Source organism: Leucobacter massiliensis (assembly GCF_002982315.1).
Taxonomy (GTDB): Bacteria; Actinomycetota; Actinomycetes; order Actinomycetales; family Microbacteriaceae; genus Leucobacter; species Leucobacter massiliensis.
Map to the genome: position 1 here is coordinate 683,300 of NZ_MWZD01000017.1, position 24,093 is coordinate 707,392.

Below are 24,093 nucleotides of genomic sequence, written 5' to 3' on the forward strand. Positions count from 1 at the left end.
GAACCTCCCTGTTCGGTGATGGTGGTGTTCAGAAGACGATGGTGTGGTTGCCCTGGCGGATCACGCGCTCCTCGGCGTGCCAGGCGACCGCGCGCGAGAGCACGGCCCGCTCGACGTCGGCGCCGCGGCGCTGCAGCTCGGCGACCGTGTCGCCGTGCGTGACGCGGACGACGTCCTGCTCGATGATGGGGCCCTCGTCGAGGTCCTCGGTCACGTAGTGGGCCGTCGCCCCGATGAGCTTCACGCCCCGCTCCTTCGCCTTGCGGTAGGGGGCGGCGCCGATGAAGGCCGGCAGGAAGGAGTGGTGGATGTTGATCACGGGCACGCCGAGCCGGTCGAGGAAGTCGCCGGAGATCACCTGCATGTAGCGGGCGAGCACGACGAAGTCCACGTTCCCCGCGAGCAGCTTCAGCATCTCCGCCTCGGAGGCGCTCTTGTCGGGCCCGGCCTGCGAGGGCACGTGGAAGAAGGGCACGCCGAAGGTGCGCACGTCCTCCGCGGTGTTCGTGTGGTTCGAGATCACCATGGGCACCGTCACCGGCAGCTCGCCGCGACGGTGACGCCAGAGCAGATCGAGCAGGCAGTGGTCGCTCGTGGACGCCAGGATCGCCATGCGCTTGGGCACCGACAGGTCGGTGAGCTTCCACTGGAGGCCGAAGGGCTCGAGCGTAGCCGCGAGATCCGCCTCGATCTCGCCGAAGGCGGCGACGAGCTCGGGGCGGTGGAAGACGACGCGCTGGAAGAAGTCACCGCCCACGGGGTCGGAGGAGTACTGGTCGAGCGTCACGATGTTGCCGCGGTTGCGGGTGAGGAGCGCCGCCACCGCCGAGACGATCCCCGGCTGATCGGGGCCGTGGACGATGAGGCAGGCGTGGTCGGCGAGGACCGGGGCGGGTGCGGTGTGCGGGCTCACGAGCCGGCCCGCCGCTGGTAGTCGCGCGCCCACTCGGCCGTGGCGCGCAGGCCGCCGAAGGCGTACATGTGCAGCTTCACCTCGCCTGCCGAGGGCTCCCGGTCGAGCAGGGCGGCGAGGTCGTCGACGAAGGTGTCTGGGCCGGCCGTGCCGAGCAGGTTGGTGAGCGAGAAGCCGTACTTCTTCACGATCGTCGCATTGGCGCCGACCCCGAAGCGGCGCGCGAAGCTCAGCAGCCGCTTGATGCCGGCGGGGCCGGGGGTGCCGATCCGGATGGGGACGTCGATGCCGCGCTCGCGCACGCCGCGGACCCACGCCATGACCGGCTCCGTGTCGAAGGCGAACTGCGTGAGGATCACGGCCCCGAGGCCGGCGTCGCGCAGCGCGGCCGCCTTGAGCTCGAGATGCTCCCAGAGCACCTCCTCGGGGATGTCGGGGTGCCCCTCGGGGTAGCCGGAGATCGAGACCTCGCGCACGCCGTACCGCTGCAGCACGCCGGAGCGGATCACGTCGAGGGCGCTGTCGTAGGGGCCCTCCGGCGTGGCCGGGTCGCCGCCGACCGCGAAGATGCGCTCGCTCGCGCCGACGCGCTGGAGCTCGCCGAGGAACTCCTCGAGCTGCGCCTCGGAGGCGAGGCGGCGGGCGGAGACGTGCGGGATCGGCGTGAAGCCCGAAGCGGCGACGGCCGCGGCGGCGGCGGTGCGCATCGGGAGGTCCTCGTTACCGAGGAACGTGATGTTCACTCGCGTGCCGGGCGGGATCGCATCCCGCGCCTCTTCGAGGCTCGGGATGTCCTTGCCAGTCATCTCCAGCGAGTAGTCGGAGGCGAGTCTCGCCTGCGGGGTGGGGTCTGCCACGGTGCCATCCTTCCGGTCGGCTGCGCGTCGTTACGCAATCGTGAGAATACCTATGGAGATAGGTAAAGTCAACAGGCGATCCTGCGCCACGGGCGGCGACGGCGGGCGGACGTGGGTGCCTCGCGGGGCTCGGCAGCGCGGGTTCCGGAGCCATTCCGCGTCTCAGAGCGATAACGGGGTTTGACATGCGAAAACTATGCGTGTTCACTGATGCACGTTCGATGCCGATTGGCGCCACCAGTCACGAAGGAGTCACTGAAGCCATGTCCCGACGTACTCGTTTCCTGTCCGCCGCCGCGCTCGCGGCTGCGAGCCTGCTCACCCTCGCCGCCTGCAGTTCCGGCTCGCCGAGCGGCGGCTCTGCCGATACCACGGCCCCCGCCGACAGCGGGGAGCTCACCCCCATCACCGTGGGCCTGCTCACGATCGCCCCCGCCGCCGCCGTGCAGTACGGCATCGATCAGGGTATCTTCGAGGACCACGGCCTCGACGTCACCACCCAGATCGCCCAGGGCGGTGCGGCCATGCTGCCCGCCGTGTCGACCGGCCAGATCGACATCGGCGTCGGCAACCCGCTCTCCGTCATCACGGCCGCCAGCCAGGGCGTCGACGTGCGCATCCTCTCGGGCTACTCCTTCTCGATGGCCGAGGGCGAGGACATCAACGCCGTCGTCGTGCGCACCGGCGAGGGGATCGACTCGTGGAAGGATCTCGCGGGCAAGAAGGTCGCCGTGAACGCGGTCAAGACCCAGGGCGACCTCACCATCATGGAGTCGGTCGAGGCCGACGGCGGCGATCCCAGCGCGGTGAACTTCATCGAGCTGGCATTCCCCGACGCCCTTGCGCAACTCGACGCCAAGAACGTCGACGCGGTGTGGATCCCGGAGCCCTTCCTCTCCGCCGCGAAGGCCGATCCCGCAAAGTACACGGTGCTCGGATACCCCAACCAGAACGCCATCCCCGGACTGCCGACCATGGTGACCTTCGCCTCCGGCCCGGTCTCCGAGGACACGGAACTGGTCACGAAGTGGCGCGAGGCCGTCGCCGACGTCTTCAGCGCGACGAACGACGATCCGGAGGGCTTCGCCGCGACCATCGCCGAGTTCACCGGCATGCCGGAGGCCGCCGCCGCGGATCTGCGCCTGGAGCGCCTCGACGCCGATCTCGACCCGCAGGTGCTCACCGACCTCAGCGATCTCGCGCTGAAGTTCAAGTTCATCGAGAGCGAGCCCGACCTCGACACCGTCATCGTCAAGTGAGGCGGGTGAGCTCCCCGCGATGACCTCTCTCGCCCCCCACGACGCGGCCGCTCCGGCGGCCGCGTCCGGGCGGGCCGGCACCGGGCGGCGGCGCACGCGCAGCCGCCCGGTGCTCGGCGCCGCCGGCGTCCTCACCTTCCTGCTGATCTGGGAGCTGGCCTCCCGCACCGGGCTCGTCAACGGCGAGTACCTGCCCCCGGCGAGCGAGGTGCTCGCCGCCTTCGGCGCCAATCTGGCGCTCACGGGATTCTGGTCCGGGGTCGGCTACACGGTGCTCGCGTGGCTGCTCGGAATGCTCATCGCCTTCCTCCTCGCGACGCCGCTCGGCATCGTGATCGGGCTGTCGCCGTTCCTGCAGCGGGCCACCCGCTCGACCGTCGAGTTCCTGCGGCCGATCCCCTCGGTGGGCCTCATCCCGCTCGCCGTGCTCGCGATCGCGCAGCCGCTGCAGCAGAGCCTGCTCATCATCACCTATGGGGCGTTCTGGCAGATCTTCATCCAGGTGCTCTACGGCGTGGCCGACGTCGACTCCGTGGCGATGAGCACCGCCCGCAGCTACGGCTTCACCCGCTGGCAGCGGGTGCGGGACGTCATCCTCCCGACGATGCTGCCCTACCTGCTCACCGGGGTCCGGCTCGCCGCCTCCGTCGCCCTGATCCTCACGGTCACCGCCGAGCTGGTGATCGGCTCCTCACCCGGGCTCGGCCGTCACATCGCGCTCGCCTCCGAATCGGGGCTGTACGCCTCGACCTACGCACTCGTGCTCGCGACAGGGCTGCTCGGCCTGCTCATCAACGCGGGGGTGCGCTGGGGCGAGCGCCGCCTGCTCTCCTGGCACCAGTCGGTGAGGGGAGAGCTCCTGTGAAACGCACGCTGACCGCCCTCGCCTTCGCCCTCGCGCTCCCCGTCCTGCTCGTCGCGCTGTGGTGGCTCGCCTCCGAGGGGACCACGAGCGTCTTCGTCCCGAAGCCGGTGCCGATGGTGACGCAGCTCTTCGAAACCTGGATCGGCGAGCGCCTCCTTCCCGATGTGCTGCCGAGCCTGGCGCGCTTCGCGATCGGCACGGCGCTCGCGATCCTGCTCGGCATCGCCGTCGGGATCATCGTCGGCCTGAACCGGGGCCTGCGGGCGTTCACGGAACCCGTCTTCGAGTTCTTCCGGGCGCTGCCCCCGCCCGTGCTCATCCCCGTGTTCGCCCTCGTCATCGGCATCGGCGACGACATGCGGGTCGCCGTCATCGCCGTGGGCGCGATCTGGCCGGTGCTGCTCAACACGATCGAGGGCGTGCGGGCGGTGGACGCCGTGCAGACGGAGACGAGCCACTCCTACGGGATCCGGGGAATCCGGCGCGTGCGCTACCAGATCCTGCCGGCCGCGACCCCCCAGATCATGGCCGGGGTGCGGCAGACGCTCCCCATCGGCATCATCCTCATGGTCATCAGCGAGATGCGCTTCAGCTCCTCCGGCCTCGGCTTCTCGATCGTGCAGTTCCAGCGGAGCTTCGCCGTGCCCCAGATGTGGGCGGGCATCCTCGTGCTGGGGCTCATCGGCTTCGCGGTCTCGATGGTCTTCAAGGCCGTGGAACGCCGCATCCTGCGTTGGTACTCCGGACAGAAGGAACTCGACAATGCCTCCTGAGCAAGCAGCCGGCCGCGGCCGGACCCTCCCGGCCGACGAGGCCATCCTGTCGGTGCGCGGCCTGCGCAAGGTCTACCACAGCGACGGCGGCGACATCGAGGCCGTGCGCGACCTCACCTTCGACCTGGGCCGCAACGAGCTCACCTGCCTCGTGGGCCCCTCGGGGGCCGGCAAGACCACCCTGCTGAAGTGCATCGCGGGGCTGCTCGAGCCGAGCGGCGGCGAGGTGCTCCTCGACGGCGTGCGCGTCACCGCGCCGCCGAAGAACATGGCCGTCGTCTTCCAGGAGTACGGCCGGTCCCTGTTCCCGTGGCTGCGCGTCGCGGAGAACGTGGAGCTGCCCCTCAAGAACGCGGGGGTGCCGAAGGCCGAGCGGGCCGCGCAGGTCGCCGAGGCGCTGGAGAGCGTCGGCCTCTCGCACGTGCCGAGGTCCTACCCCTGGCAGCTCTCGGGCGGCATGCAGCAGCGCGTCGCGATCGCGCGGGCCATCGCCTATCAGCCCGAGGTGCTGCTCATGGACGAGCCCTTCGCCGCCGTCGACGCGCAGACCCGCGCCGACCTCGAGGATCTGCTGCGCAGGGTCCGCGAGCGCCTCGGCGTGACCGTGCTCTTCGTCACCCACGACATCGACGAGTCGGTGTACCTGGGATCCCGGGTCATCATCCTCTCCTCCTCGCCGACGGTGATCCAGGAGGACGTGGTGGTCGACCTGCCCGAGCAGCGCGACCAGCTCGAGACGCGCGCGCTGCCGCGCTTCACCGAGCTGCGGCACCACGTGTACGAGCAGATCCAGCTCGCCAAGCGCGGCGTCCGGCCCGACGGCGCGGCCGCCGGCTGAGGCGTGGACCGTACCGTATCCCGCGAACGCCCCGAGCTCACGCCCGGGCTGCTCGCCGCGCTCGGCCTCGTGGGCGCCGCGGGCGCCGTCTCCACGGACCTCTACCTGCCGGCCTTCCCCGCTCTCCAGGCGGACTTCGACGCGACGCCGGCGGCGGTGCAGCTGACGCTCACCGCCTACCTCCTCGGCTCGGCGCTCGGGCAGCTGGCCATCGGCACCGTGTCCGACGCGCTGGGGCGGCGGCGGACCCTGCTTCTCGCGCTCGGCGTCTTCACCGCGACCGGCTTCGCGGCGGCCGCCGCGCCGTCCCTCGGCTGGCTGCTCGCGCTGCGGGCACTGCAGGGGCTCTCGGGTTCCGCGGGCGCTGCGCTCTCGCGGGCGGTCGTGGCGGATCTGGCTTCGGGGGAGCGGGCCGTCCGTGGGGTAAGCGCGCTCATCGCGATGATGGGCCTGGGCCCGGTGGTCGCGAGCCCGCTCGGTGCGCTGCTCGCCTCCTGGGGCGGCTGGCGCGCAGCGCTGCTCGGGCTCGCCGTCATCGCCGCGGCCATGTTCGCGGTCGCGCTGTTCGCGATCCCCGAGTCGCTGCCGCGCGCGAGCCGCCATCCCGCGAGCGCCCGCCGCCTGCTCGGCAATCTCGGCCGGCTCGCCCGCGACGGCGCCTTCCTCGCCTACGTGCTCGCCTTCGCCTTCGCCTACGGCGCGCTGATGGTCTACATCGGCTCCTCCTCCTTCATCGTGCAGCGGGTCCTCGGGGCCTCGCCCTTCGCCTACGCGCTGAGCTTCTCGCTGGGCTCCATCGCCTTCGTGACGGGCGCCTGGCTCAACGGCCGGATCGCGCGCCGTCTCGGCGCGCACGGCGCCCTCCGGCTCGCCCAGCTCGCCGCGGGCGGCGCGGCCTGCGCACTGCTCGTGCTCGCGCTCGCGGGCGCGCTCGACGGGCCGGGCGCCCTGTGGGCCTGGGCGCCGCTCGTGTGCGTGTTCACGGCGGGCTGCGCGGCCGCGATGTCCGACGGCTCCGCGCTGACGCTGGGGCGTGCGGCCTTTGCGGCGGGCGGGGGGTCGGCCGCCCTCGGACTGGTGCAGTTTTCGGTGGGGGCGGCGGCCTCGCCGCTGGGCGGCCTGTGGGGCGTGGACACGGCCGTGCCGGCGGCGGCCGGCATGGTGGCGCTTACGGCGCTCGGCGCCGTGGCCGCCGCTCTCGGCGGCGCCCGCGAGCGCCGGTCCCCGCCCGCCGGAGCCGCGGCCCGGGCCCCCGGCGCCCCGCGCGGCGGAGCCTGACAGGGCGCCGGGGGTGGGTTAGGCTGGCCGCGTGAACACGGGCTCCGGTGCGCGCCCGGCGCCGGAGACGACCGCGCTGTTGCCGTCGGACGGGTGGTGAGTGCCGCATGAACTGGTCCCTGCTGCTGGTGCTGGTGCTGCTGGGCGCCGCGACGGTGATGTTCGCCATGCACCGGCCCCGCATGGACGTCGTTGCGGTGCTCATGCTGGCGCTGCTGCCGCTGACCGGGGTGCTCAGCGTCGCCGACACGCTCGCGGGGTTCGCCGATCCCAACGTCGTGCTCATCGCCGCACTGTTCGTGATCGGCGAGGCGCTCTCGCGCACCGGCATCACGTATCGCCTGGGGGACCGGATCGCGGGCTTCGCGGGGACGAGCACCGCCCGGCTGATCGTCCTGCTGATGGTGGCCGTCGCCGCGCTGGGGGCCGTGATGAGCAGCACGGGGGTCGTGGCGATCTTCATCCCGGTCGTGCTCAGCATCTGCCGCCGGATGGGCGTCTCGCCGCGGCAGCTCATGATGCCGCTCAGCATGGCGGCGCTGATCAGCGGCATGCTCAGCCTGATCGCCACGGCCCCCAACCTGGTCGTCGACGCGGAGCTCGCGCGCGCCGGTCACGGCGGCTTCGGCTTCTTCACGATCACCCCCTTCGGCCTGATCGTCCTCGTGCTCGGGATCGGCTACATGCTCTTCGCGCGCCGCTGGCTCGCCGGGCCGGGCGCGGCGGAGGGGACGTCGCCGCCCGGTGCGCCCGGCTCGCGCGGTTTCGCCGAGCTCATCGCCGACTACCGTCTCGACGATCGCGACCGGCGCCTGCGGATCGCCCGCGGCTCGCCGCTCGCGGGTGCGCGGCTGGCGGAGGCGGCGCTCGGCTCCGGGGTGATCGTGCTGGCAGTGGAGCGTCGCGGCCTGCTCGGCCGAGGGGGGAGGATCGTTCCGGCGGAGCCGGGCCTCGCGCTGCGCCGCGGGGATGTGCTGCTCGTGCATCTCGCCCACACGCTGCCGGGAGAGGATGAGACGTGGGGCCGGGTCGGGCTGGAACGGCTGCCGCTCGCGGGCAGTCTGCTCGACGAGCGATCGCGGGAGACGGGCCTGGCGGAGCTGATGCTCGCCCCCGCCTCGCCGCTGCTCGGGCGCACCGTCGCGGAGCTCGGCCTCGACGCAGACGCGGGCGTCGAGGTGATCGGCCTGCGTCGCGGAGGCCGCGCGGTCCCCGGGCCGCTCGCGCGCGAACGCGTCGGGCTCGGCGACACGGTGCTCGTGCTGGGGCCGTGGCCGCGCGTGCGCCGGCTCGGCGCCCGGGGCGGCTCCTTCGTCGCCCTCGAGCTGCCGGGGGAGGCGGAGCAGAGTGCTCCGGCGGCCCATCGGGCTCCCGCGGCGCTCACCGTGCTCGCCCTCATGGTCGCGGCGATGGCTTCGGGGGTGGTGCCCAATGTGGTGGCCGCGCTCGCCGCCTGCCTGCTGCTGGGCCTGCTCGGCTGCATCGACATGGCCTCCGCCTACCGGTCGATCCACTGGCCGACCCTGCTGGTGATCGTGGGCATGCTGCCCTTCGCGACGGCGCTCAAGCAGACGGGCGGCATCGAGCTCGCCGTGCGGGGCCTGCTCGGGGCCTTCGGCTCCGCCGCGCCGCCCGTGGTGCTCGCGGTCCTCTTCGCCGCGACGGCGCTGATCGGGCTGTTCATCTCGAACACGGCGACGGCGGTGCTGATGGCGCCGGTGGCGATCGGCCTGGCCGAGCAGCTGGGGGCATCGCCCGCGCCCTTCGCGATGACCGTGGCGCTGGCGGCGTCGACCGCCTTCGCCTCGCCGGTCGCCTCTCCGGTGAACACGCTCGTGCTCGGCCCGGGCGGCTACCGCTTCGCCGATTTCGCGCGCGTGGGCGCTCCGTTCACGCTGGTCGTGCTGCTCGTCGCGGTGCTCGCGGTGCCGTGGCTGCTGCCCTTCGGCGGCTGAGCGGGTGAGCTCCCGCGCATCCGCGCGCCTGCGGTTCGGCCTGGCCGCGGCTTCGGCTCCCGCGAGGGCGCGCACCGGTGCCCGGGAGGAGTGCGCGGGGTGCGCTTGCGGAGCGACCGTCGCTCACCTATAGTTCTCTAGTGTTCTAGAAGAGCGGGTTCGAGGGAGAACGATGAGCACGAGAATGAGGCGCCGCCTCGCACAGCTGGAGTCCGAGCGCCGGGGGATGCTCATGGGCTTCCTCCCCGCCGGCTTCCCCGAGCCCGACGCCTTCCGCGCGGTCGCCCAGGCGGCCTTCGGTGCGGGCCTCGACGCCCTCGAGGTGAGCATGCCCGGCCCCGCGCCCGAGCTCGACGGGCCCCTCATCCAGGCCGCGGCGGAGCGCGCCTCCGCCCATCTCGACGGCATCCCCGCAGCCCTCCGGCTCGCGGCGAGCAGCCGCTCCGAGGACGCGGACACGATCGTCGCGCTCGCCTACGCCTCGACCTTCGCGCACATCGGTCCCGAGGCCTTCTTCGACGAGCTCGTCGCCGCCGACATCGACGCGTACCTGCTGCCGCAGCACCCGATGCGCGAGCAGCTCGCCCTCGGCGAGCGCGCCCGCGCCCGCGGCATCGAGCCGGTCCTCTTCCTGTATCTCCAGGAGGACCTCGAGCTGCTGGCCGCGAGCCCGATCGAGGAGCCCGTCATCTACCTGCAGTCGGCCGATCTGCGCACCGGCGGGGCCTTCAACCCCGAGAAGGCGGCCGAGCGCCTCGCCGAGCTCGCCGAGGCGCTGGGCGAGCGGCGCTACTTCGTGTGCGTCGGCTTCGGCGTGCGCGGACCCGAGGAGGTCGAGGCGCTCATGGCGACCGGCGCCAACGGCGCCATCATCGGCACGCAGCTCGTGCGCGCCGCCGACGAGGGGCCCGACGCGGTGACGGCGCTGGTCGACAGCGTCGCCCCCGCCCTCGTCGGCCGCACGCTGCGCGGAGCCGAGGAGGTGATCCGGTGACCGCCGCCTGGACCCCCCAGCGCATCTCGTTCAGCCGCAACGACGGGCTGCCGAAGTACGTCGCGATCGCGCGGGCCATCACGCTGGCGATCACGGACGGGGAGCTCACGGCCGGCCAGACGCTCCCCTCCCAGAAGGAGCTCGCCGAGAGCTTCGGCGTGACCGTGATGACGGTGCGCCAGGCGATCCAGCTGCTCACCGAACAGGAGCTGCTCACCACCGAACAGGGCAAGGGCACCTACGTGCGCGGCGCCCAGTTCAGGCTTCCCCTCGGCCGGCTCGCGAGCCTGGCCGCGGAGGTCGAGGCGAGCGGGCGCACCCTGAGCACCGAGGTGCTCGGCTTCGCCCCCATCGAGATCTCGCCGATCGAGCAGCAGCGCATGGGCCTCGACGCGCCCGAGGCCGTCGAGCTGATCCGCCTGCGCTTCGTCGACGGCGTGCCCTTCATCCTGCAGACCTCGCTCCTGCCGCCCGCGCTCGCCGCCGCCCTCGATCCGGCCGCGCTCGCCGAGCGCTCGCTCTACGAGATGCTGGAGACGACGCACGGGATCCGGGTCGAGCGCGCGAGCGAGACGGTGCAGGCGACCAGCCTCGACGCCGAGTCGGCCCGGCTCCTCGGCCGCCGCGCCGGCGAGCCCGCCCTGCTCTCCTCGCGCCTCACCTTCAGCGCCGACGGCGTGCCCGTCACCGACGACCGTGCGCTGACGGCCGGCGACGCGGTCGTGGTCTCCGCCGAGCGGCACGCCAACCACGGCGGCATGTCCCTGCAGCTGTCGAGCGACGCCGAAGCGCTCGCCGACAGCTCGCTCCCCTTCATGCGCGGCGGCCGCTGAGCGGCCAGAAGACAGGAGATGACGATGACGTCACCGCACGACGCCCCCGCCGTGCTCGCCACCCGGGGGATCAGCAAGGACTACGGCCCCGTGCGGGTCGTGTCCGACATCACCCTCGAGTTCCGGCCGGGCAGCATCCACGCCCTGCTCGGCGAGAACGGCGCGGGCAAGTCCACCCTCATCAAGATGCTCTCCGGCGTGATCGCCCCGAGCGCCGGTCGCGTGCTCGTCGACGGCGAACCACGGCAGCTGCGTTCGGTGCGGGACGGCCAGGCGCTCGGCGTGGTCGCGCTGCCGCAGGAGCTGAGCCTCGTGCCCGGTCTCGCCGCGGCCGAGAACATCTACCTGGGCATGCGCCGCGACGGGGCGCGCGGGCTGGTGCACCGCCGCCGGCTCGACCGCGACGCCGCAGCCCAGCTCGAGCGCCTCGGCCAGCGCATCCCGCTCGACACGCCCGTCGGCGAGCTCTCCGCGGTGCAGCAGACCATGATCGCCCTCGCCCGCGCCCTCGCGCGGGACGCCCGGGTGCTGATCCTCGACGAGCCGACCGCCGCGCTCACCGACACCGAGACGGAACAGCTCTTCGCCGTGCTGCGGGCGCTGCGCGACGCGGGCACCGCGATCATCTACGTCTCGCACCGGCTGGAGGAGGTCTTCGCCCTCGCCGACACGGCCACGGTCATGCGCAACGGCCGCCACGTGTGGACGAAGCCAATCGGCGAGACCGACACCGACGACGTGGTCGCGGCGATGATCGGCCGCGAGCACGGCCAGGTGTACCCGCCGCGGGCCGAGGCCCCCGGGGAGCCGGTGCTCGAGGTCGAGGAGCTGCGTGGTCACACCCTGAAGGGCGTCAGCATCGCCGCCGCAGCCGGCCGGGTGCTCGGCATCGCCGGGCTCGCCGGATCGGGCCGCAGCGAACTGCTGAAGATCATCGCCGGCGCGGAGCGCGCGCAGGGCGGCGCCGTGCGGCTCGCCGGAGCGGACGTGACGCGGGCCTCGCTGACCGCGGCCATGGATGCCGGGATCGCCCTGGTGCCCGAGGAGCGGCGCAGCCAGGGGCTCGTCATGGGCGACACGATCCAGTCCAACATCGCGCTCGCCAACCTCCGCGCCCTGAGCACCCTCGGCGTCATGCGCGCGGCCCGCGAGCGGGCGACCGCCGAGCGCCGTGCCGCGGAGCTCCGCATCAAGGCGACCTCGATCCGGCAGCCGGTCGACGAGCTGTCGGGCGGCAATCAGCAGAAGGTGGTGCTCGCGAAATATCTCGAACGTGCTCCCCGGGTGCTGCTGCTCGACGAGCCGACGCGCGGGATCGACATCGGCACCAAGGCCGAGATCTACCAGCTGATCCGCCGCCTCGCCGAGGCCGGCGTCGCCGTGATCGTGGTCTCGAGCGAGATCCCCGAGCTGATCGGCCTCGCCGACGAGATCGCGGTGCTGCACGAGGGCCGGCTCGCGGGAACCGTGCCGGCCGCCGAATCCACGGAAGAATCCATCCTCCACCTCTGCTACAGGAAGACCGCATGAACACTCCGACCGAGACCGCAGCGGCAGCGCAGCCGCGCCGCGCCGCGCTGCCCGCCCGCCTCGCCTCCTACGGCACGCTCATCGGCCTGCTCGGCCTGATCGTGCTGTTCGCGGCGCTGAAACCCCAGGTGTTCTTCACGCCGATCAACTTCACGAACATCCTCGAGCAGATCGCGATCCTCGCGATGATCGCCGCCGTGCAGACCGTGGTGATGGTGGTCGGCGACTTCGACCTCTCCGTGGGGTCCCTGGCGAGCCTCACGGGCGTCATCACCGCCCAGCTCCTCGTCGGCGGGACGCACCCCGCCCTCGCCGTGCTCATCGCGCTCGCCGCCGGAGCCATCGCCGGCGCGATCAACGGCTTCCTCGTCGCGTACCTCGGCCTCTCCGCCTTCATCGCCACGCTCGCGACCATGACCTCCTTCTCCGGCCTCGCGCTGCTGCTGTCGAGCGGCACGACCGTCTTCGGCCTGCCCGAGGGCTTCGTGTGGCTCGGGCAGGGGCGCCTCGCCGGGGTGCCCGTGCCGGTCGTCCTCGCCGTCGTCCTCGCCCTCATCGTCTGGTTCGTCCTCTCGAAGACGGTGATCGGCCGCAGCTGGTACGCGGTCGGCGGCAACGCGGAGGCCGCGCGGCTCTCGGGCGTGAAGACCCGCTTCGTGCGGTTCTCCGCGTTCCTCGTCTCGGGCTGCGGCGCCGCGCTCGCGGGGGTCGTGCTGACCGCACGCCTCGCCTCCGCGCACCCCGCGGCAGCGGACCCCTTCATGCTGTCGTCGATCGCCGCGGTGTTCCTCGGCATCACGCTCTCCCGCGCGGGCCAGCCGACGATCGGCGGCACCGTCGTCGGCCTCGGGATCGTCGGCGTGCTGAGCAACGGCCTCAACATCATGCAGGTCAACAGCTACGTGCAGCAGATCCTCACGGGCCTCATCATCGTGCTCGCCGTGAGCCTCAGCCGCCTGAGCCGGAAGCGCCGCTGAGATGACCGTGCTCGCCGGCCTCGACTTCGGCACCTCCAGCGTCAAGCTCGTCGTCGCGCACCCCGACGGGACGGTGCTCGCGCGGGCACAGGCCGCCTACCCGACGCAGGCGGGCCCGGACGGCGCCGCCGAGCAGCGGGCCGGGGACTGGTGGGAGGCCGCCGCCGAGGCGATCGCGGAGAGCGGTCTCGGCGCGCGGATCGACGCGGTGGGCCTCACGGGCCAGATGCAGGATCTGATCCCCGTGGCGGCGGGGGCGGCGCTGCGGCCGGTGATGCTCTACTCCGACACCCGCGCGACGGCGCAGCACGAGCGCCTGCGGGCCGCACTGGCGGACTGGGAGCGGCTGAGCGGCAACCAGCAGGACGCGTCGAACGTCGCCGCGAAGATCGCCTGGCTCGCGGAGCACGAGCCGGAGACGCTGGCCGCCGCCGAGCAGCTGCTGCTCGGCGCGCCCGGCTACGTCGGCTGGCGCGCGACCGGTGTCGCGGCCTGCGATCTCGTGACCGCCTCGACGACGGGCCTGCTCGACGTGCACGCCCGCGGCTGGAGCCCGGAGGTCGCACGCGCCGCCGGTGCCCGGGCCGAGCAGCTGCCGCGCCTCGTCGGCGTGACGGCGGGCGACGCGCGGCTCGGGCCGCTGCACGCCGAGGCGGCGGCGGAGCTCGGACTGCGCCCCGGCATCCCCGTGGTCCACGCCCTCGGCGACGCCGGCTCGGCCACCGACGGCCTCGTGGGCAGCGAGCCGGGCGACGCCTACCTGTACCTCGGCACGACGGGGTGGCTCGCCGCGGTCACGGAGGCCGAGCCGGCCGCTGAGGCCTCCCCGATCCACTCGCTCGTGCTGCCCGGCTGGGAAGCGCGGCTGCGCATCGGCGCGGTGCAGGCGGCGGGCTCCGCCGCCGACTGGTCGCGCCGCACCTTCCTGCCGGGCCTCGACTTCGCGGCGGTGGAGGCCCTCGCGGCGCCCAGGCTCGACGAGCCGGGAGCCCTGGCGGTGCGCCCGCTCGCGCTGCCGGGTCTCGCCGGAGAGCGCACGCCGGTGCGCGACCCCGAGTTCCGCGGCGCCTTCGTGGGCGTCCGGGAGGGAACGCAAGCGGTGGACTTCCACCTCGCCGTGCTCACCGGCGTCGCCCTCGGCTTGCGGCACGTCGCCGACGAACTCGGCATCCGTCAGCGGCGGATCCCGCTCATCGGGGGCGCCTCCGCGAGCCCGGCGTGGCGCCGCATCCTCGCCGACGTCTTCGACGCGACCGTGGTGACGCGGGAGGCCGAGGATCCCGGATCGCACTCGGCGCTGCGCGCGGTCGCCGCGGCGCTCGGGATCCCGAACTCCCTCGCCCCGCGCTTCGCAGCGGGCCCCGAGGACGTCGAGACGGCCCCCTCCGAGGCCCGGACGGGCTACGCTCGCCTGGTCGGCATCCATCGCGCCCTCTACGACGGCCTCGCCCCCACCTTCCACCGGCTCGCCCGAGTCGAGTGAGCCGCACCCCCCACCATCGCTTACGAAAGGCACGCACCATGCACAAGACCAGAACCCTCGCCGCGCTGGGAGTGCTCGCCGCGGCGAGCATGCTCCTCGCCGCCTGCTCCGGCGGTTCCACCCCCGAGGGCGGTGCCGGCGACGATGACGCGCTGACGGTCGCCGTCGTCACTCCCTACCTGGGCAACGCCTCGACGAAGGAGGTCATCGACCTCTTCACCGAGGACGCCGAGGCCCGCGGCTGGCAGGTCAGCGTCGAGGACACCGCCGGCGACATGAACAAGCTCAACAGCGCGTTCCAGAACGCCGCGGCCCAGCAGCCCGACGCCATCGTGCTCGGCATGGGGGATCCCACCCAGGTCTCGCTCGGGCTGAAGTCGGCCGCGGACGCCGGCGTCCCCGTGTTCGCGATCGATGCCGCCGAGGCCGACGGCATCGCCGCGAACGTGACGAGCGACAACACCGACCTCGGCGAGCAGAGCGCGCAGGCGCTCATCGACGCCATGGGCGGCACGGGCTCGATCGTCATGCTCACCCACGACCCCCACCCCGGCGTGAAGGCGCGTGCGGCAGGCGCCCGTCCCGTGTTCGAGGAGGCCGGGATCACGATCCTCGAGTCGAAGCACGTCGAGGTGCCGGGCCCCGTGGACGATGCCCGCAAGTCGGTGCAGGACATCATGTCGGCGCAGGGCGACCGGGTCACGGGCATCTGGGGCGGCTGGGACGAGCCCGCGCTCGGCGCCACGCAGGCGCTCGATGCCGCGAAGATCACCGGCGTGCCCGTGGTCGGCATCGACGGCCAGGACTTCGCGCTCGCGGAGATCGCGAAGGGCGGTCCCTTCACCGCCACCGTGAAGCAGGACTGGGCCGGGATCGCCCAGAAGACCGTCGAGCTGATCGCCGAGAACGCCGCGGGCAACGCCCCCGAGCAGAGCCAGTACGAGCTGCCCGGCACGCTCGTCACGCAGGACACCGTCGCCGAGCAAGACTGATCGACCGCGGGCGGGCGCCCTCCGGGAACGCCCGCCCGCGCCCTCCCGTGAGCGTCCGCCCGCCCCCGGGTCACCGTCCTCGCCGCCCCCTGCGGCGGACCCGCCGTCCGCGAGCTCGGCGGCGTGGCGCAGGGCCCAGTCGATTCTCGCCAGCGCGGTGATCGCGGCGGCGCCCGCGGAACCCGGTGCGGGCCCCTCCGGGGACCGCAGGGCGAGCAGCACGCGAGGCTCCTCGGGCGCCGGCGGCGGCGCCGGCCCGCCCGTGCCCAGCGCGGCCCGCGCGGCCTCCGCCGAGCGCTCGACGATCCGGATCGCCTCCGCCACCGTGCGGGACGACGCGGCCGGTGGTCCCGCGCCGTGGGGGCCGGGTGACTCCGTGAGCAGCCGCACCGACTGCACGAGCCGCGCAGAGGCGCGCGTCGCCACGTGCATCAGGTGGACGGCCTGGCTCTCACGCCGCGAATTGCGCAGCAGGAAGGCCGCGGACATGCCCGACACGGCTCGGTCGATCTCGGTCTGCCGCGCCTCCAGATCGTGCAGGGCGGCCGGCGGCGCCGGCGCGGTTGCGGGGGAGGCGGGGGAGGCGAGCGTCGCGGCGGCGGCGTCCAGCAGCGCGCGCAGCGCGTCGAAGTAGCCCTCGGCCTGCGCTACGAGCGCGGGGCGCGAGCTCGAGGAGAGGACGAGGTACGCCGAGAGCACGCCGATCACGGCACCGGCGAGCGTCTCCGCCAGGCGCAGGCCGAGCAGATCGGGGTTCAGGATCCCGAGCATGCGGTACATCGTGGTGACGCAGAGAGCCGAGTAGAGGTAGTTCACCGGCCCGAGGTAGAGCATGCCGAAGACCGCGAGCAGCGCGATCAGCAGCTGCGCCCAGGTGGTGTGCCCGGTGAGCGCGACCGCGACGGTGCCGAGCGCGATCCCGCCCAGGGTGCCGGTGACCCTGCGGACGGCGCGGGTGAGGATCCCGTCCCGCGTGGTCGCCCCGATGAAGAGCACGAAGGCGGTCATCACGGCCCAGTACCAGCGGCTCGCGGAGATCGCCTGGCCCGCCGCGCTCGCGAGCGCGGCGGCGGACATCGCCTGCACCGCCATGCGGCTCGGCACGGACCAGTCGCGCCAGGACCGCGGGCCCCGCGGGGCGGCAGCCGGCGTGGCGGTGTCGGGGCGCGCTGCTGCGGGCGGGGAGGCTGCGGACGGAGCGGACGGCGCCGCGGACGGAGCGTGCGCCCCGGCCCCCTCCGTGCCCGCGCCCGAGTCCGAGCCAGAGTCCGCGCCCTCCTGGCCCGCCGTGCTCGTGCCGTCCCCCTCGCGAACCGCCGCTTCGGCAGCCTCCCGGGAGGGGTCGATCGCACGCAGCCGTGCGTGGGTGAGGACCGCCCGCGCGAGCAGGTACGCCGCCGGATCCGCGGCGGCGGGCAGCCCGCCCGGAGCCGGCGACTCCGCCGGATCCACGATCCGCCCCGCCCACTCGACGGCTGCCGCGATCCGGCTCGGGTCCGCGCGCCTCGCGAGCACCGACTGCAGCTGCCCGATCGCGGCCGCCGTCTCGTCGCACCGTCGGCCGGGCTGACGCGCCCTGAGGAGCGCGTAGCACGCCTCCTCGGTGTCGAGCCTGGCGTCGAGGACCCGCGTCTCCAGGGTGTCCGCGCGGCGCCCGATCACCCGCTCCGTCCGGTTCCGCGTCTGCCAGCGGGTGATCGCCTGCCCCACCTCGTCGAGCCGGGCGAGCGGCGCGTGGATCGCCCCCGGACGATCCGCCTGCGCGGCCGTGACGAGCGCCGCCAGCGAGGCCGCCCGCAGCTCCCGCAGCAGCACGCGCAGCTCACGCCTGGGGCGCCGCGCAAGCAGCAGGACGCGTACCAGCAGCTGCGCCGCGATCGCGCCGGCGGCGATGAGCAGGAACACCCCGAGCGCCTGGCCCTCAGGTCGCATGAACAGCGTGAAGAAGAAGGCGATGAAGGCGATCATGCCCAGGGAGCTCGCCCGCGGACCGTAGCGGCGCACCCAGACCGCGACGCCGGACATCGCGATGAAGCCGATGACCGCCAGTGGCTGGACGCCGTCGGCGGCGACGGCGAGGAGGATCGCCGCGAGCGCAGTGGGCAGCAGGAGCGCGGTCGTGACGAGCCGCGCGAGCGGAGCCGGATCCCGCACCGCCCTGCCGGCCAGCATCGACAGGAACACCGACATCGACAGCATCCCCGGATGCGCGTGGAAGCGCTCCACGATCACCCATCCGAGGAGGACGCTGCCGAGCACGCCGCCGGTGATCGCCGTCGCCGAGACCAGCCGCTCCCGCCCCGGGTCTCGCGCGGCGAGCAGCCGGGTCAGTCGCGTCCCCGGTGACCCCACACGGCAAGCGTACCGAGGCCGCGGGCGGATGCGGAGGGGGGTTGCAGCAGGCCGCCCCATCCGCTCCCGTTCAGGCGTACTTCAGCATCGCCGCCCGGGTCTCGGCGAGCACCGCCTCGACGTCGCCGACCATGCCCGGGTGGGTGAAGGCGAAGCGGTCGCCGCCGCGCACCGCGCGCAGCACGATCGCGCCCGCATCCTCCGGCTGCACCCACATACGCTCGTCGGTGATCTTCTCCGCGATGTCGAAGTCCACGAGGCCGGATTCACCGGCGTCCTCCGGCCGGCTGCGCAAGCTGTTGCGGATGTTCGTGCGCACCGCTCCCGGGTGGAGCACGGTCACGCCCACCCGGTGACCCCCGGCCTCCAGCTCCTGGGCGATCGTCAGGCTGAGGCCCTCGACGGCGGCCTTGCTCGCGACGTAGGGCGCATAGCCCGGCGGCGTGAAGAAGCGCGACATCGAGGCGGTGTTGACGATCCAGCCCCCGTGCTCGTTGGCGATCAGCTGAGGCAGGAAGGCGTGCACCCCGTGGATGACGCCCATCAGATTGACGTCGAGGATCCAGCGCCAGTCCGCGAGCGTCAAGCCGGTGAGCGGCGCCTTGGGCCCGACCCCCGCGTTGTTGACGAGCAGGTCCACGCGACCGTGCTCTTCGACGACGTGGCGGGCCAGCGCGGCGACGCTCTCCGCATCGGCGACATCGGTGCGGAACGTCCCGAAGCCCCCCTCGCGAGCGGCGCCGAGCGCGGCCTCGTCGCGGTCCGCGACGACGACCGTCGCCCCCGCCCCGCGGAAGGCCTCGGCGATGCCCCTCCCGATCCCACTCGCGCCGCCGGTCACGACGGCGACGCGGCCGTCCCAGTCCTGGATCCCCTCCATCGGGTCCTCCGTTCTGTCGCTCCTCGCCCCAGTCTCTCGCGGCCGGGGCTCCGCCGTCCGCCGGCGTCTCAAGCTGATAGCTCGGGTCTTCGGAGCGCGTTCCTAGCGTGGAGGGGCACACTCGCCCGATCGCGTCCGCGGTCGGGCCGCACGACAGCGAAGGGGCGTATGAGATGCACATCGGTTTGAACTTCGGCTTCGGCAAGGTCGACCCGGAGGTCTCGGATCACGAGGTCTACCGGAGCGAGACGGAGCTCGCGGTCCTCGGCGAGGAGCTCGGCTACGACAGCGTCTGGGCGGTCGAGCATCATTTCAGCGACTACTCCTTCTGCCCCGACAACCTCGTCTGGCTGGCCAATGTCGCTGCCCGCACGAAGACCATCAAGCTCGGCACCGGCGCCGTGATCCTCCCGTGGCACACGCAGCCCGTGCGCGTCGCCGAGAAGCTGCTGATGGTCGATCACCTCTCGGAGGGGCGCGTGCTCTTCGGCATGGGCCGGGGGCTCTCGCGGCAGGAGTTCGTGCCGTTCGGGATCCCGCTCGAGGAGACGCGCGAACGCTTCGACGAGTCCTCGAAGATGATCCTCGAGGCGATCGAGACCGGCACCATGTCCGGTGACGGGCCCTACTTCCCCATGCCGCCGACCACGGTGCGCCCCGGCCCGCTGGCCTCGTGGCGGGACCGCATCTACACGGTGGCGGGCTCGCACGACTCGATGATCTCGGGGGTGAACAACCGGTGCCGGCTGATGTCGTTCATCCTGCGCCCCGTGGACAAGATGCTCCCCACCTTCCAGGCGTACCAGGACACCTACCGGGAGGTCTGGGGCGAGGAGGCGCCTCCCGTCTCGCTCAACGTCGCGATGTACTGCCACGAGGACGAGCGGACCGCGATCGACGGCATGTACGAGTACGTCGGCAGCTTCTTCGAGGCGAACGTCACGCACTACGAGATGGACGGCGTGCATTTCGCGAACACGAAGGGCTACGAGCGCTACGCCGACAATGCCGCCATCATCCGCGAGAAGGGCGTCAGCAAGGCGGGCAAGGACTACGCGGACGCCGCCCTCTACGGCACGCCGCAGATGATCCTCGACAAGCTGGTCTGGATCCAGGAGCAGATGGGGACTTTCGAGCTCGTGCTGCAGCCCTCCTTCGGCGGGATGAGCCATGAGGTCTCGCGGGCGAGCATCGAGCTCTTCGCGCGCGAGGTGATGCCGAAGTTCCGCCAGCACTACGCGGCCACCGCCGGCACGGGCGAACGGGCCGCCGCGGCCGTCTAGAGCTCGGGATCGAACACGATCACGAGATTCTCGCGCAGGCCGCCGGATGCCAGCATCCGGTGCGCCTGCGCGATCTCGTGCGGGGCGAAGCTCCGGAGCGGGCGCCTCAGATGCGGGCCGTGCAGCGCCTCGGCGAGCTGCGCACCCCGGTGCCACTCCTCCGGAACCGCCACGGGAGCGATCCGCACCCGGTCCTGCTCCTCGCCGCGCCAGCCGCGCAGCGTGACGAGCGTGCCGCCGTCCGCGACGGCGGGCAGCAGCGCGCCGTCGAGCACCGCCAGATCGGCGACCGCGTCGAGCGGCCCGCCGGCCGCGTCCAGCAGCAGGGCCGCCGGATCCGCTCCCGCTCCATCCGCCGCCGCAGCGCAGGCATCGGCCCCGAGCTCCAGCACCCGTTCCCGGTCCTCCGCCCGCGCGAGCGCCACGACGCGCATGCCGCGGGCCGCCGCGAGCGAGGTGAGCACCGTCCCGAGCGCACCCGCCGCCCCCACGACGCCGAGCGTCGCGCGGGGTCCGCGCCCCAGCTCGCGCAGCGCCTGGATCGCGGTGTGCGCGTTCATCGGCAGCGCGGCTGCGGTCACGAGATCGAGGTCATCGGGCACGGCGGCCAGGGTGTCGTCGGGCGCGACGAGCCGCGACTGGTAGCCGCCCCCGTAGCGGCTCGACGGCAGCGCCATCCCGATGACCCGCGTGCCCGGCCGCCACGTGCTCCCCGGCCCTGCCTGCTCCACCACGCCCGAGACGGCCATGCCGATCACGTGCGGCCCCGGCCCGTTCAGCGGGCGGGCCCCGCTGCGCGACACCAGATCGGTGGGGTGCACGCCCGACGCCGCCACGCGCAGCCGCACCTCTCCCGGCCCGGGATCGGGGGCCGGGGCCTGCTCCACCCGGAACACCTCCGGCCCGCCGGGCTCGTCGAATACGATCGCGGTTCGCTGGGTCATCGCGTGCTCCTCGCCGGCGGGTGATGGTCGTGCCAGTACTATTCTGTGGGCGCGATCGCCGAGGCGGGGGGGCCCGGGGTCCTGTCTCACGATGAGACGTCGAGCCGGAGGGGCGTCTCACTAGCCTGTTGACACGCCCTCAGGCGCGCACCCCGCCCGGTGCGGGCCTCGACGAATGCAAAGGAGCATCGAGGATGCACATCGGAGTGAACTTCGGCTTCGGCCGCTTCGACACGAGCGTTTCCGAATACGACGTGGTGCGCGGGGAGACGCGCCTCGCCGTGCTCTCCGAGGAGCTCGGCTACGACAGCGTCTGGGCCGTCGAGCACCACTTCACCGACTACTCCTTCATGCCAGACAACCTCCAGTGGCTGTCCTATATCGCGGCGAAGACGGAGCGCATCGGGCTCGGCACCGGCGCCGTGATCCTGCCCTGGAACGACCCGCTGCGCGTCGCCTCCAAGCTGCTGCTGCTCGACAACATGTCGGACGGGCGGGTGATCTTCGGCATGGGCCGCGGCGTCGCCCGCGTCGAGTTCGAGGGACTGCGCATCCCCGTCGGCGAGTCGCGCGAGCGGATGGACGAGATGATCCCCATGATCGTCGGCGCCCTCGAGACGGGCTTCATCGAGGGCGACGGCCCGCACTATCCGCAGCCGCGCCGCCAGCTCAAGCCCGGCCCCATCAAGAGCTTCGCCGACCGCATGTACACGGTCGCCGGCTCCGAGGATTCGATCATCGCCGCGGTGAAGAACCGCGTCAGCGTGATGTCGTTCATCCTCCGCCCCGTCGACAAGCTCGCGGAGACCTTCGACGTCTACAACCGGCTGTGGCGGGACAGCTACGACGACGAGCCGCAGCCCATCTGCATCAACGTGAACATGTACTGCCACGAGGACGCCGAGCTCGCCCGGGCGCGCATGTACGAGTACCTCGGCAACTTCTGGCAGCAGAACGTGGAGCACTACGAGTTCCTGGGCGGCCACTTCGCGACGCAGAAGGGCTACGAGCGCTACGCCGAGAAGGCTGCGTCGCTGCGCGAGCGGGGGGTCGAGCAGGCGGGTCGCGACTACGCCGACGCGGCGCTCTCGGGCACGCCCGAGCAGCTCATCGAGAAGCTGTCGTGGATCCAGGACGTGATGGGACGCTTCGAACTGGTGGTGGCGCCGTGTTTCGGCGGCATGCCGCACGCGATGGCGGAGGAGAGCCTGCGGCTGTTCGCCGAGCGGGTCGCCCCGGTGGTGCGTGAGCGCTACGACGCGCGCGTCGCCGCCGGCGAGAAGGCGCGCTGAGCATGGCCGGGCCGGAGATGGGCGAGGAGGTGCGGGTCGCGTCGACCCGGCTGGTGGAGAGCGGCGTCGAGATGACGGCGAGCGACGGCACCGTGCTGCGCTCCGTCGTGCACCGGATGGCGGATCGCGAGCAGGGCCCGGTCGCGCTGGTGCGCAACCCCTACGGGGAGCCGCTGACGCGGGGCCTGCCGATCTGGGCGCTCCTCGAGGCCGGCTTCGCGGTCGTGATCCAGGACTGCCGCGGCACCGCCGCCTCGGACGGCGAGTTCGTGCCCTTCGAGAACGAGGAGCGCGACACCGTCGAGGCGGTGGAGTGGTGCGCTGCCCTGCCCTACTCGAACGGCGTCGTCGTGATGTACGGGGCGTCCTACTCGGGCATGGTGCAGCTCGCCGCCGCGGTCAACCGGCCGGCGGGCCTGGCGGGGATCATCCCCGTGGTCGCCCCCGACGACTACCAGACCCGACTCGCCTACCGCGGCGGCGCATTCCAGCTGGGCCAGCTCACCGGCTGGTACACGATGAAGACCATCCAGAGCCTCCAGTACCGAGCCCAGCACGGTGAGCCGCTCGGCGAGCTCATGCCGCGCTTCGGCGCGCACGCCGCCGACCCCTGGGCCTCGGTCGGCTCGGGCGCGCTGATCGACGCGCCGGTGCTCAGCGAGGTGCTGCCGACGTGGCGGCGCTGGATCGAGCACGACACCACCGGCGACTACTGGCCCGCGCTGAGCTACCGGGACCGCCGCTCGCGGATCGCGGTCCCCGCCCTGCACATCGGCGGCTGGTTCGATCTCTTCCTGGGCGGGACCGTCGCGAACTTCGCCCATCTCGCCGAGCACGCCGCGACCCCCGAGGCGCGCGCGGGCCAGCGGCTGATCCTCGGACCCTGGCAGCACATCGACCAGAGCGGGGTCATCGGGGACCTCAGCTTCGGCGCGAGCGCCTCGGCGGCCGGGATCGGCCTCGAGCAGCGCGTCGCCGAGTTCGCCGCCGCGGCGGCGGCGGGCCGCGAGATCCCCGGTCCGCCGGTGCGGGTGTACGTGATGAACGCCGGACGCTGGCGCGAGGACACCCGGTGGCCGCTCACCGGCACCGCCTTCACCCCCTGGTATCTGCAGCCGGGCGGGGCGCTCGCCCCCGAGCCCGCGCCCGCCGACGGCGGCGAGTCGGGCTACGTGCACGATCCGGCCGACCCGGTGCCCATGCGCGGCGGCCAGTCCGGCATCTTCGCCGGCGGCGTCGACGGTGGCAGCGAGTGGGCTCCGGGCCCGCGGGACCAGCGCCCCCTCGACGACCGCGACGACGTGCTGCGCTTCGTGGGCGAGCCGCTCGAAGCCCCCGTCGAGGCCGTGGGCCCCGTGCGCGCGATCGTCTTCGCCGCGTCCACCGCGGAGGACACGGACTTCGTCGCGCGGCTCATCGACGTGCATCCCGACGGCCGCGCGATCGGGATCGTCGACGGCGTCGTCCGCGCGAAGTTCCGCAACGGCCAGAACCGGGCCGAGCCCGTCGAGCCCGGCCGGGTCTGCGAGTACGAGATCGACCTGTGGGCGACGGGCTGGCTGTTCCGTCCCGGCCACCGGATCCGCGTCGACGTCTGCTCCTCCAGCTTCCCCAACTGGGACGTGAACAGCGGCCGCTCCGGCAACCACGGCGAGATCGCCCCCTCGGAGCGGGTGCCGGCGACGCAGCGCATCCTGCACGACGCGGAGCATCCCTCGCGCATCATCCTCCCGCTGGTGCCCTCCCCGAGCTGAGCGCCCCTGCCCCGGAACCGTGGCGCTCGCCACCCATGAAC

19 protein-coding genes and 1 pseudogene are annotated in these 24,093 nt (G+C 73.0%); 15 read left to right on the forward strand and 5 right to left on the reverse strand.

Translation table 11 applies throughout. From position 1 onward, the window contains the following. Window positions 1-28: 28 nt before the first annotated feature. Entirely contained in the window at window positions 29-913 is an 885-nt protein-coding gene (gene purU / locus B4915_RS09985; protein WP_105805621.1) for a formyltetrahydrofolate deformylase, read from the reverse strand. Next, on the reverse strand, window positions 910-1,770 hold the full coding sequence (locus B4915_RS09990) for a methylenetetrahydrofolate reductase (protein ID WP_342747299.1): 861 nt from the start codon (window positions 1,768-1,770) through the stop codon (window positions 910-912). Before B4915_RS09990 ends, purU begins: the two co-directional genes overlap by 4 nt. A gap of 263 nt (window positions 1,771-2,033) precedes the next feature. Between B4915_RS09990 and B4915_RS09995 the strand changes: the two genes are divergently transcribed. The 12 genes from B4915_RS09995 to B4915_RS15115 all read left to right on the forward strand — a co-directional run bounded on the left by B4915_RS09995 (window position 2,034) and on the right by B4915_RS15115 (window position 15,547). Further along, a complete protein-coding gene (locus B4915_RS09995; protein ID WP_181158534.1) occupies window positions 2,034-3,029 on the forward strand; it encodes an ABC transporter substrate-binding protein in 996 nt (331 codons plus the stop codon). Window positions 3,030-3,048: 19 nt separating this feature from the next. Next, window positions 3,049-3,894: an ABC transporter permease gene (locus B4915_RS10000; protein WP_105805623.1), complete on the forward strand. Its 846-nt coding sequence runs from the start codon at window positions 3,049-3,051 to the stop codon at window positions 3,892-3,894. Further along, complete coding sequence (locus B4915_RS10005) at window positions 3,891-4,667, forward strand: ABC transporter permease (protein WP_105805624.1); 777 nt, start codon at window positions 3,891-3,893, stop codon at window positions 4,665-4,667. The genes B4915_RS10000 and B4915_RS10005 overlap by 4 nt, the downstream gene beginning before the upstream one ends. Continuing rightward, on the forward strand, window positions 4,657-5,505 hold the full coding sequence (locus B4915_RS10010) for an ABC transporter ATP-binding protein (protein WP_105805625.1): 849 nt from the start codon (window positions 4,657-4,659) through the stop codon (window positions 5,503-5,505). Before B4915_RS10005 ends, B4915_RS10010 begins: the two co-directional genes overlap by 11 nt. 3 nt (window positions 5,506-5,508) lie before the next feature. Next, the gene (locus B4915_RS10015) at window positions 5,509-6,783 is read left to right on the forward strand and encodes a Bcr/CflA family efflux MFS transporter (protein WP_105805626.1); all 1,275 of its coding nucleotides are present in this window, start codon (window positions 5,509-5,511) and stop codon (window positions 6,781-6,783) included. Window positions 6,784-6,890: 107 nt separating this feature from the next. Next, entirely contained in the window at window positions 6,891-8,738 is a 1,848-nt protein-coding gene (locus tag B4915_RS10020) for an SLC13 family permease (RefSeq protein ID WP_105805627.1), read from the forward strand. A 172-nt stretch (window positions 8,739-8,910) separates the two neighbouring features. Next, entirely contained in the window at window positions 8,911-9,732 is an 822-nt protein-coding gene (locus B4915_RS10025) for a tryptophan synthase subunit alpha (RefSeq protein WP_105805628.1), read from the forward strand. Further along, window positions 9,729-10,565: a GntR family transcriptional regulator gene (locus tag B4915_RS10030; protein WP_105805629.1), complete on the forward strand. Its 837-nt coding sequence runs from the start codon at window positions 9,729-9,731 to the stop codon at window positions 10,563-10,565. Before B4915_RS10025 ends, B4915_RS10030 begins: the two co-directional genes overlap by 4 nt. 24 nt (window positions 10,566-10,589) lie before the next feature. Further along, window positions 10,590-12,095 (forward strand): sugar ABC transporter ATP-binding protein, encoded by a 1,506-nt coding sequence (locus B4915_RS10035; RefSeq protein ID WP_181158535.1) that lies wholly within the window; start codon window positions 10,590-10,592, stop codon window positions 12,093-12,095. Next, a complete protein-coding gene (locus tag B4915_RS10040) occupies window positions 12,092-13,072 on the forward strand; it encodes an ABC transporter permease (protein ID WP_105805631.1) in 981 nt (326 codons plus the stop codon). Before B4915_RS10035 ends, B4915_RS10040 begins: the two co-directional genes overlap by 4 nt. Before the next feature lies 1 nt (window position 13,073). After that, window positions 13,074-14,555, forward strand: a complete 1,482-nt coding sequence (locus B4915_RS10045; RefSeq protein ID WP_105805632.1) for a xylulokinase — start codon at window positions 13,074-13,076, stop codon at window positions 14,553-14,555. A gap of 89 nt (window positions 14,556-14,644) precedes the next feature. Continuing rightward, window positions 14,645-15,547 (forward strand): sugar ABC transporter substrate-binding protein, encoded by a 903-nt coding sequence (locus tag B4915_RS15115; RefSeq protein WP_425436368.1) that lies wholly within the window; start codon window positions 14,645-14,647, stop codon window positions 15,545-15,547. Window positions 15,548-16,252: 705 nt separating this feature from the next. Here B4915_RS15115 and B4915_RS15120 read toward each other — a convergent pair. Continuing rightward, window positions 16,253-17,959, reverse strand: a pseudogene (locus B4915_RS15120) (FUSC family protein); the annotation flags it as partial. 10 nt (window positions 17,960-17,969) lie between these two features. Further along, on the reverse strand, window positions 17,970-18,779 hold the full coding sequence (locus B4915_RS10055) for an SDR family oxidoreductase (RefSeq protein ID WP_105805634.1): 810 nt from the start codon (window positions 18,777-18,779) through the stop codon (window positions 17,970-17,972). A gap of 173 nt (window positions 18,780-18,952) precedes the next feature. On the opposite strand from B4915_RS10055, the gene B4915_RS10060 reads away from it, so the two are divergent. Further along, window positions 18,953-20,062, forward strand: a complete 1,110-nt coding sequence (locus tag B4915_RS10060; RefSeq protein ID WP_146120074.1) for an LLM class flavin-dependent oxidoreductase — start codon at window positions 18,953-18,955, stop codon at window positions 20,060-20,062. Here B4915_RS10060 and B4915_RS10065 read toward each other — a convergent pair. Next, entirely contained in the window at window positions 20,059-21,006 is a 948-nt protein-coding gene (locus tag B4915_RS10065; protein ID WP_105805636.1) for a quinone oxidoreductase family protein, read from the reverse strand. The genes B4915_RS10060 and B4915_RS10065 overlap by 4 nt on opposite strands. A gap of 194 nt (window positions 21,007-21,200) precedes the next feature. Between B4915_RS10065 and B4915_RS10070 the strand changes: the two genes are divergently transcribed. Beyond that, entirely contained in the window at window positions 21,201-22,298 is a 1,098-nt protein-coding gene (locus tag B4915_RS10070) for an LLM class flavin-dependent oxidoreductase (protein ID WP_105805637.1), read from the forward strand. A gap of 2 nt (window positions 22,299-22,300) precedes the next feature. Then, a complete protein-coding gene (locus B4915_RS10075; protein ID WP_105805638.1) occupies window positions 22,301-24,052 on the forward strand; it encodes a CocE/NonD family hydrolase in 1,752 nt (583 codons plus the stop codon). The last annotated feature ends 41 nt before the right edge of the window (window positions 24,053-24,093 follow it).

Coding starts and splice junctions, on each gene's coding strand:
- B4915_RS09995 (WP_181158534.1), top strand. CDS start 2,034: ATGTCCCGACGTACTCGTTTCCTGTCCGCCGCCGCGCTCGCGGCTGCG.
- B4915_RS10000 (WP_105805623.1), top strand. CDS start 3,049: ATGACCTCTCTCGCCCCCCACGACGCGGCCGCTCCGGCGGCCGCGTCC.
- B4915_RS10010 (WP_105805625.1), top strand. CDS start 4,657: ATGCCTCCTGAGCAAGCAGCCGGCCGCGGCCGGACCCTCCCGGCCGAC.
- B4915_RS10020 (WP_105805627.1), top strand. CDS start 6,891: ATGAACTGGTCCCTGCTGCTGGTGCTGGTGCTGCTGGGCGCCGCGACG.
- B4915_RS10025 (WP_105805628.1), top strand. CDS start 8,911: ATGAGCACGAGAATGAGGCGCCGCCTCGCACAGCTGGAGTCCGAGCGC.
- B4915_RS10035 (WP_181158535.1), top strand. CDS start 10,590: ATGACGTCACCGCACGACGCCCCCGCCGTGCTCGCCACCCGGGGGATC.
- B4915_RS10040 (WP_105805631.1), top strand. CDS start 12,092: ATGAACACTCCGACCGAGACCGCAGCGGCAGCGCAGCCGCGCCGCGCC.
- B4915_RS10045 (WP_105805632.1), top strand. CDS start 13,074: ATGACCGTGCTCGCCGGCCTCGACTTCGGCACCTCCAGCGTCAAGCTC.
- B4915_RS15115 (WP_425436368.1), top strand. CDS start 14,645: ATGCTCCTCGCCGCCTGCTCCGGCGGTTCCACCCCCGAGGGCGGTGCC.
- B4915_RS10055 (WP_105805634.1), bottom strand. CDS start 18,779: ATGGAGGGGATCCAGGACTGGGACGGCCGCGTCGCCGTCGTGACCGGC.
- B4915_RS10060 (WP_146120074.1), top strand. CDS start 18,953: ATGCACATCGGTTTGAACTTCGGCTTCGGCAAGGTCGACCCGGAGGTC.
- B4915_RS10065 (WP_105805636.1), bottom strand. CDS start 21,006: ATGACCCAGCGAACCGCGATCGTATTCGACGAGCCCGGCGGGCCGGAG.
- B4915_RS10070 (WP_105805637.1), top strand. CDS start 21,201: ATGCACATCGGAGTGAACTTCGGCTTCGGCCGCTTCGACACGAGCGTT.
- B4915_RS10075 (WP_105805638.1), top strand. CDS start 22,301: ATGGCCGGGCCGGAGATGGGCGAGGAGGTGCGGGTCGCGTCGACCCGG.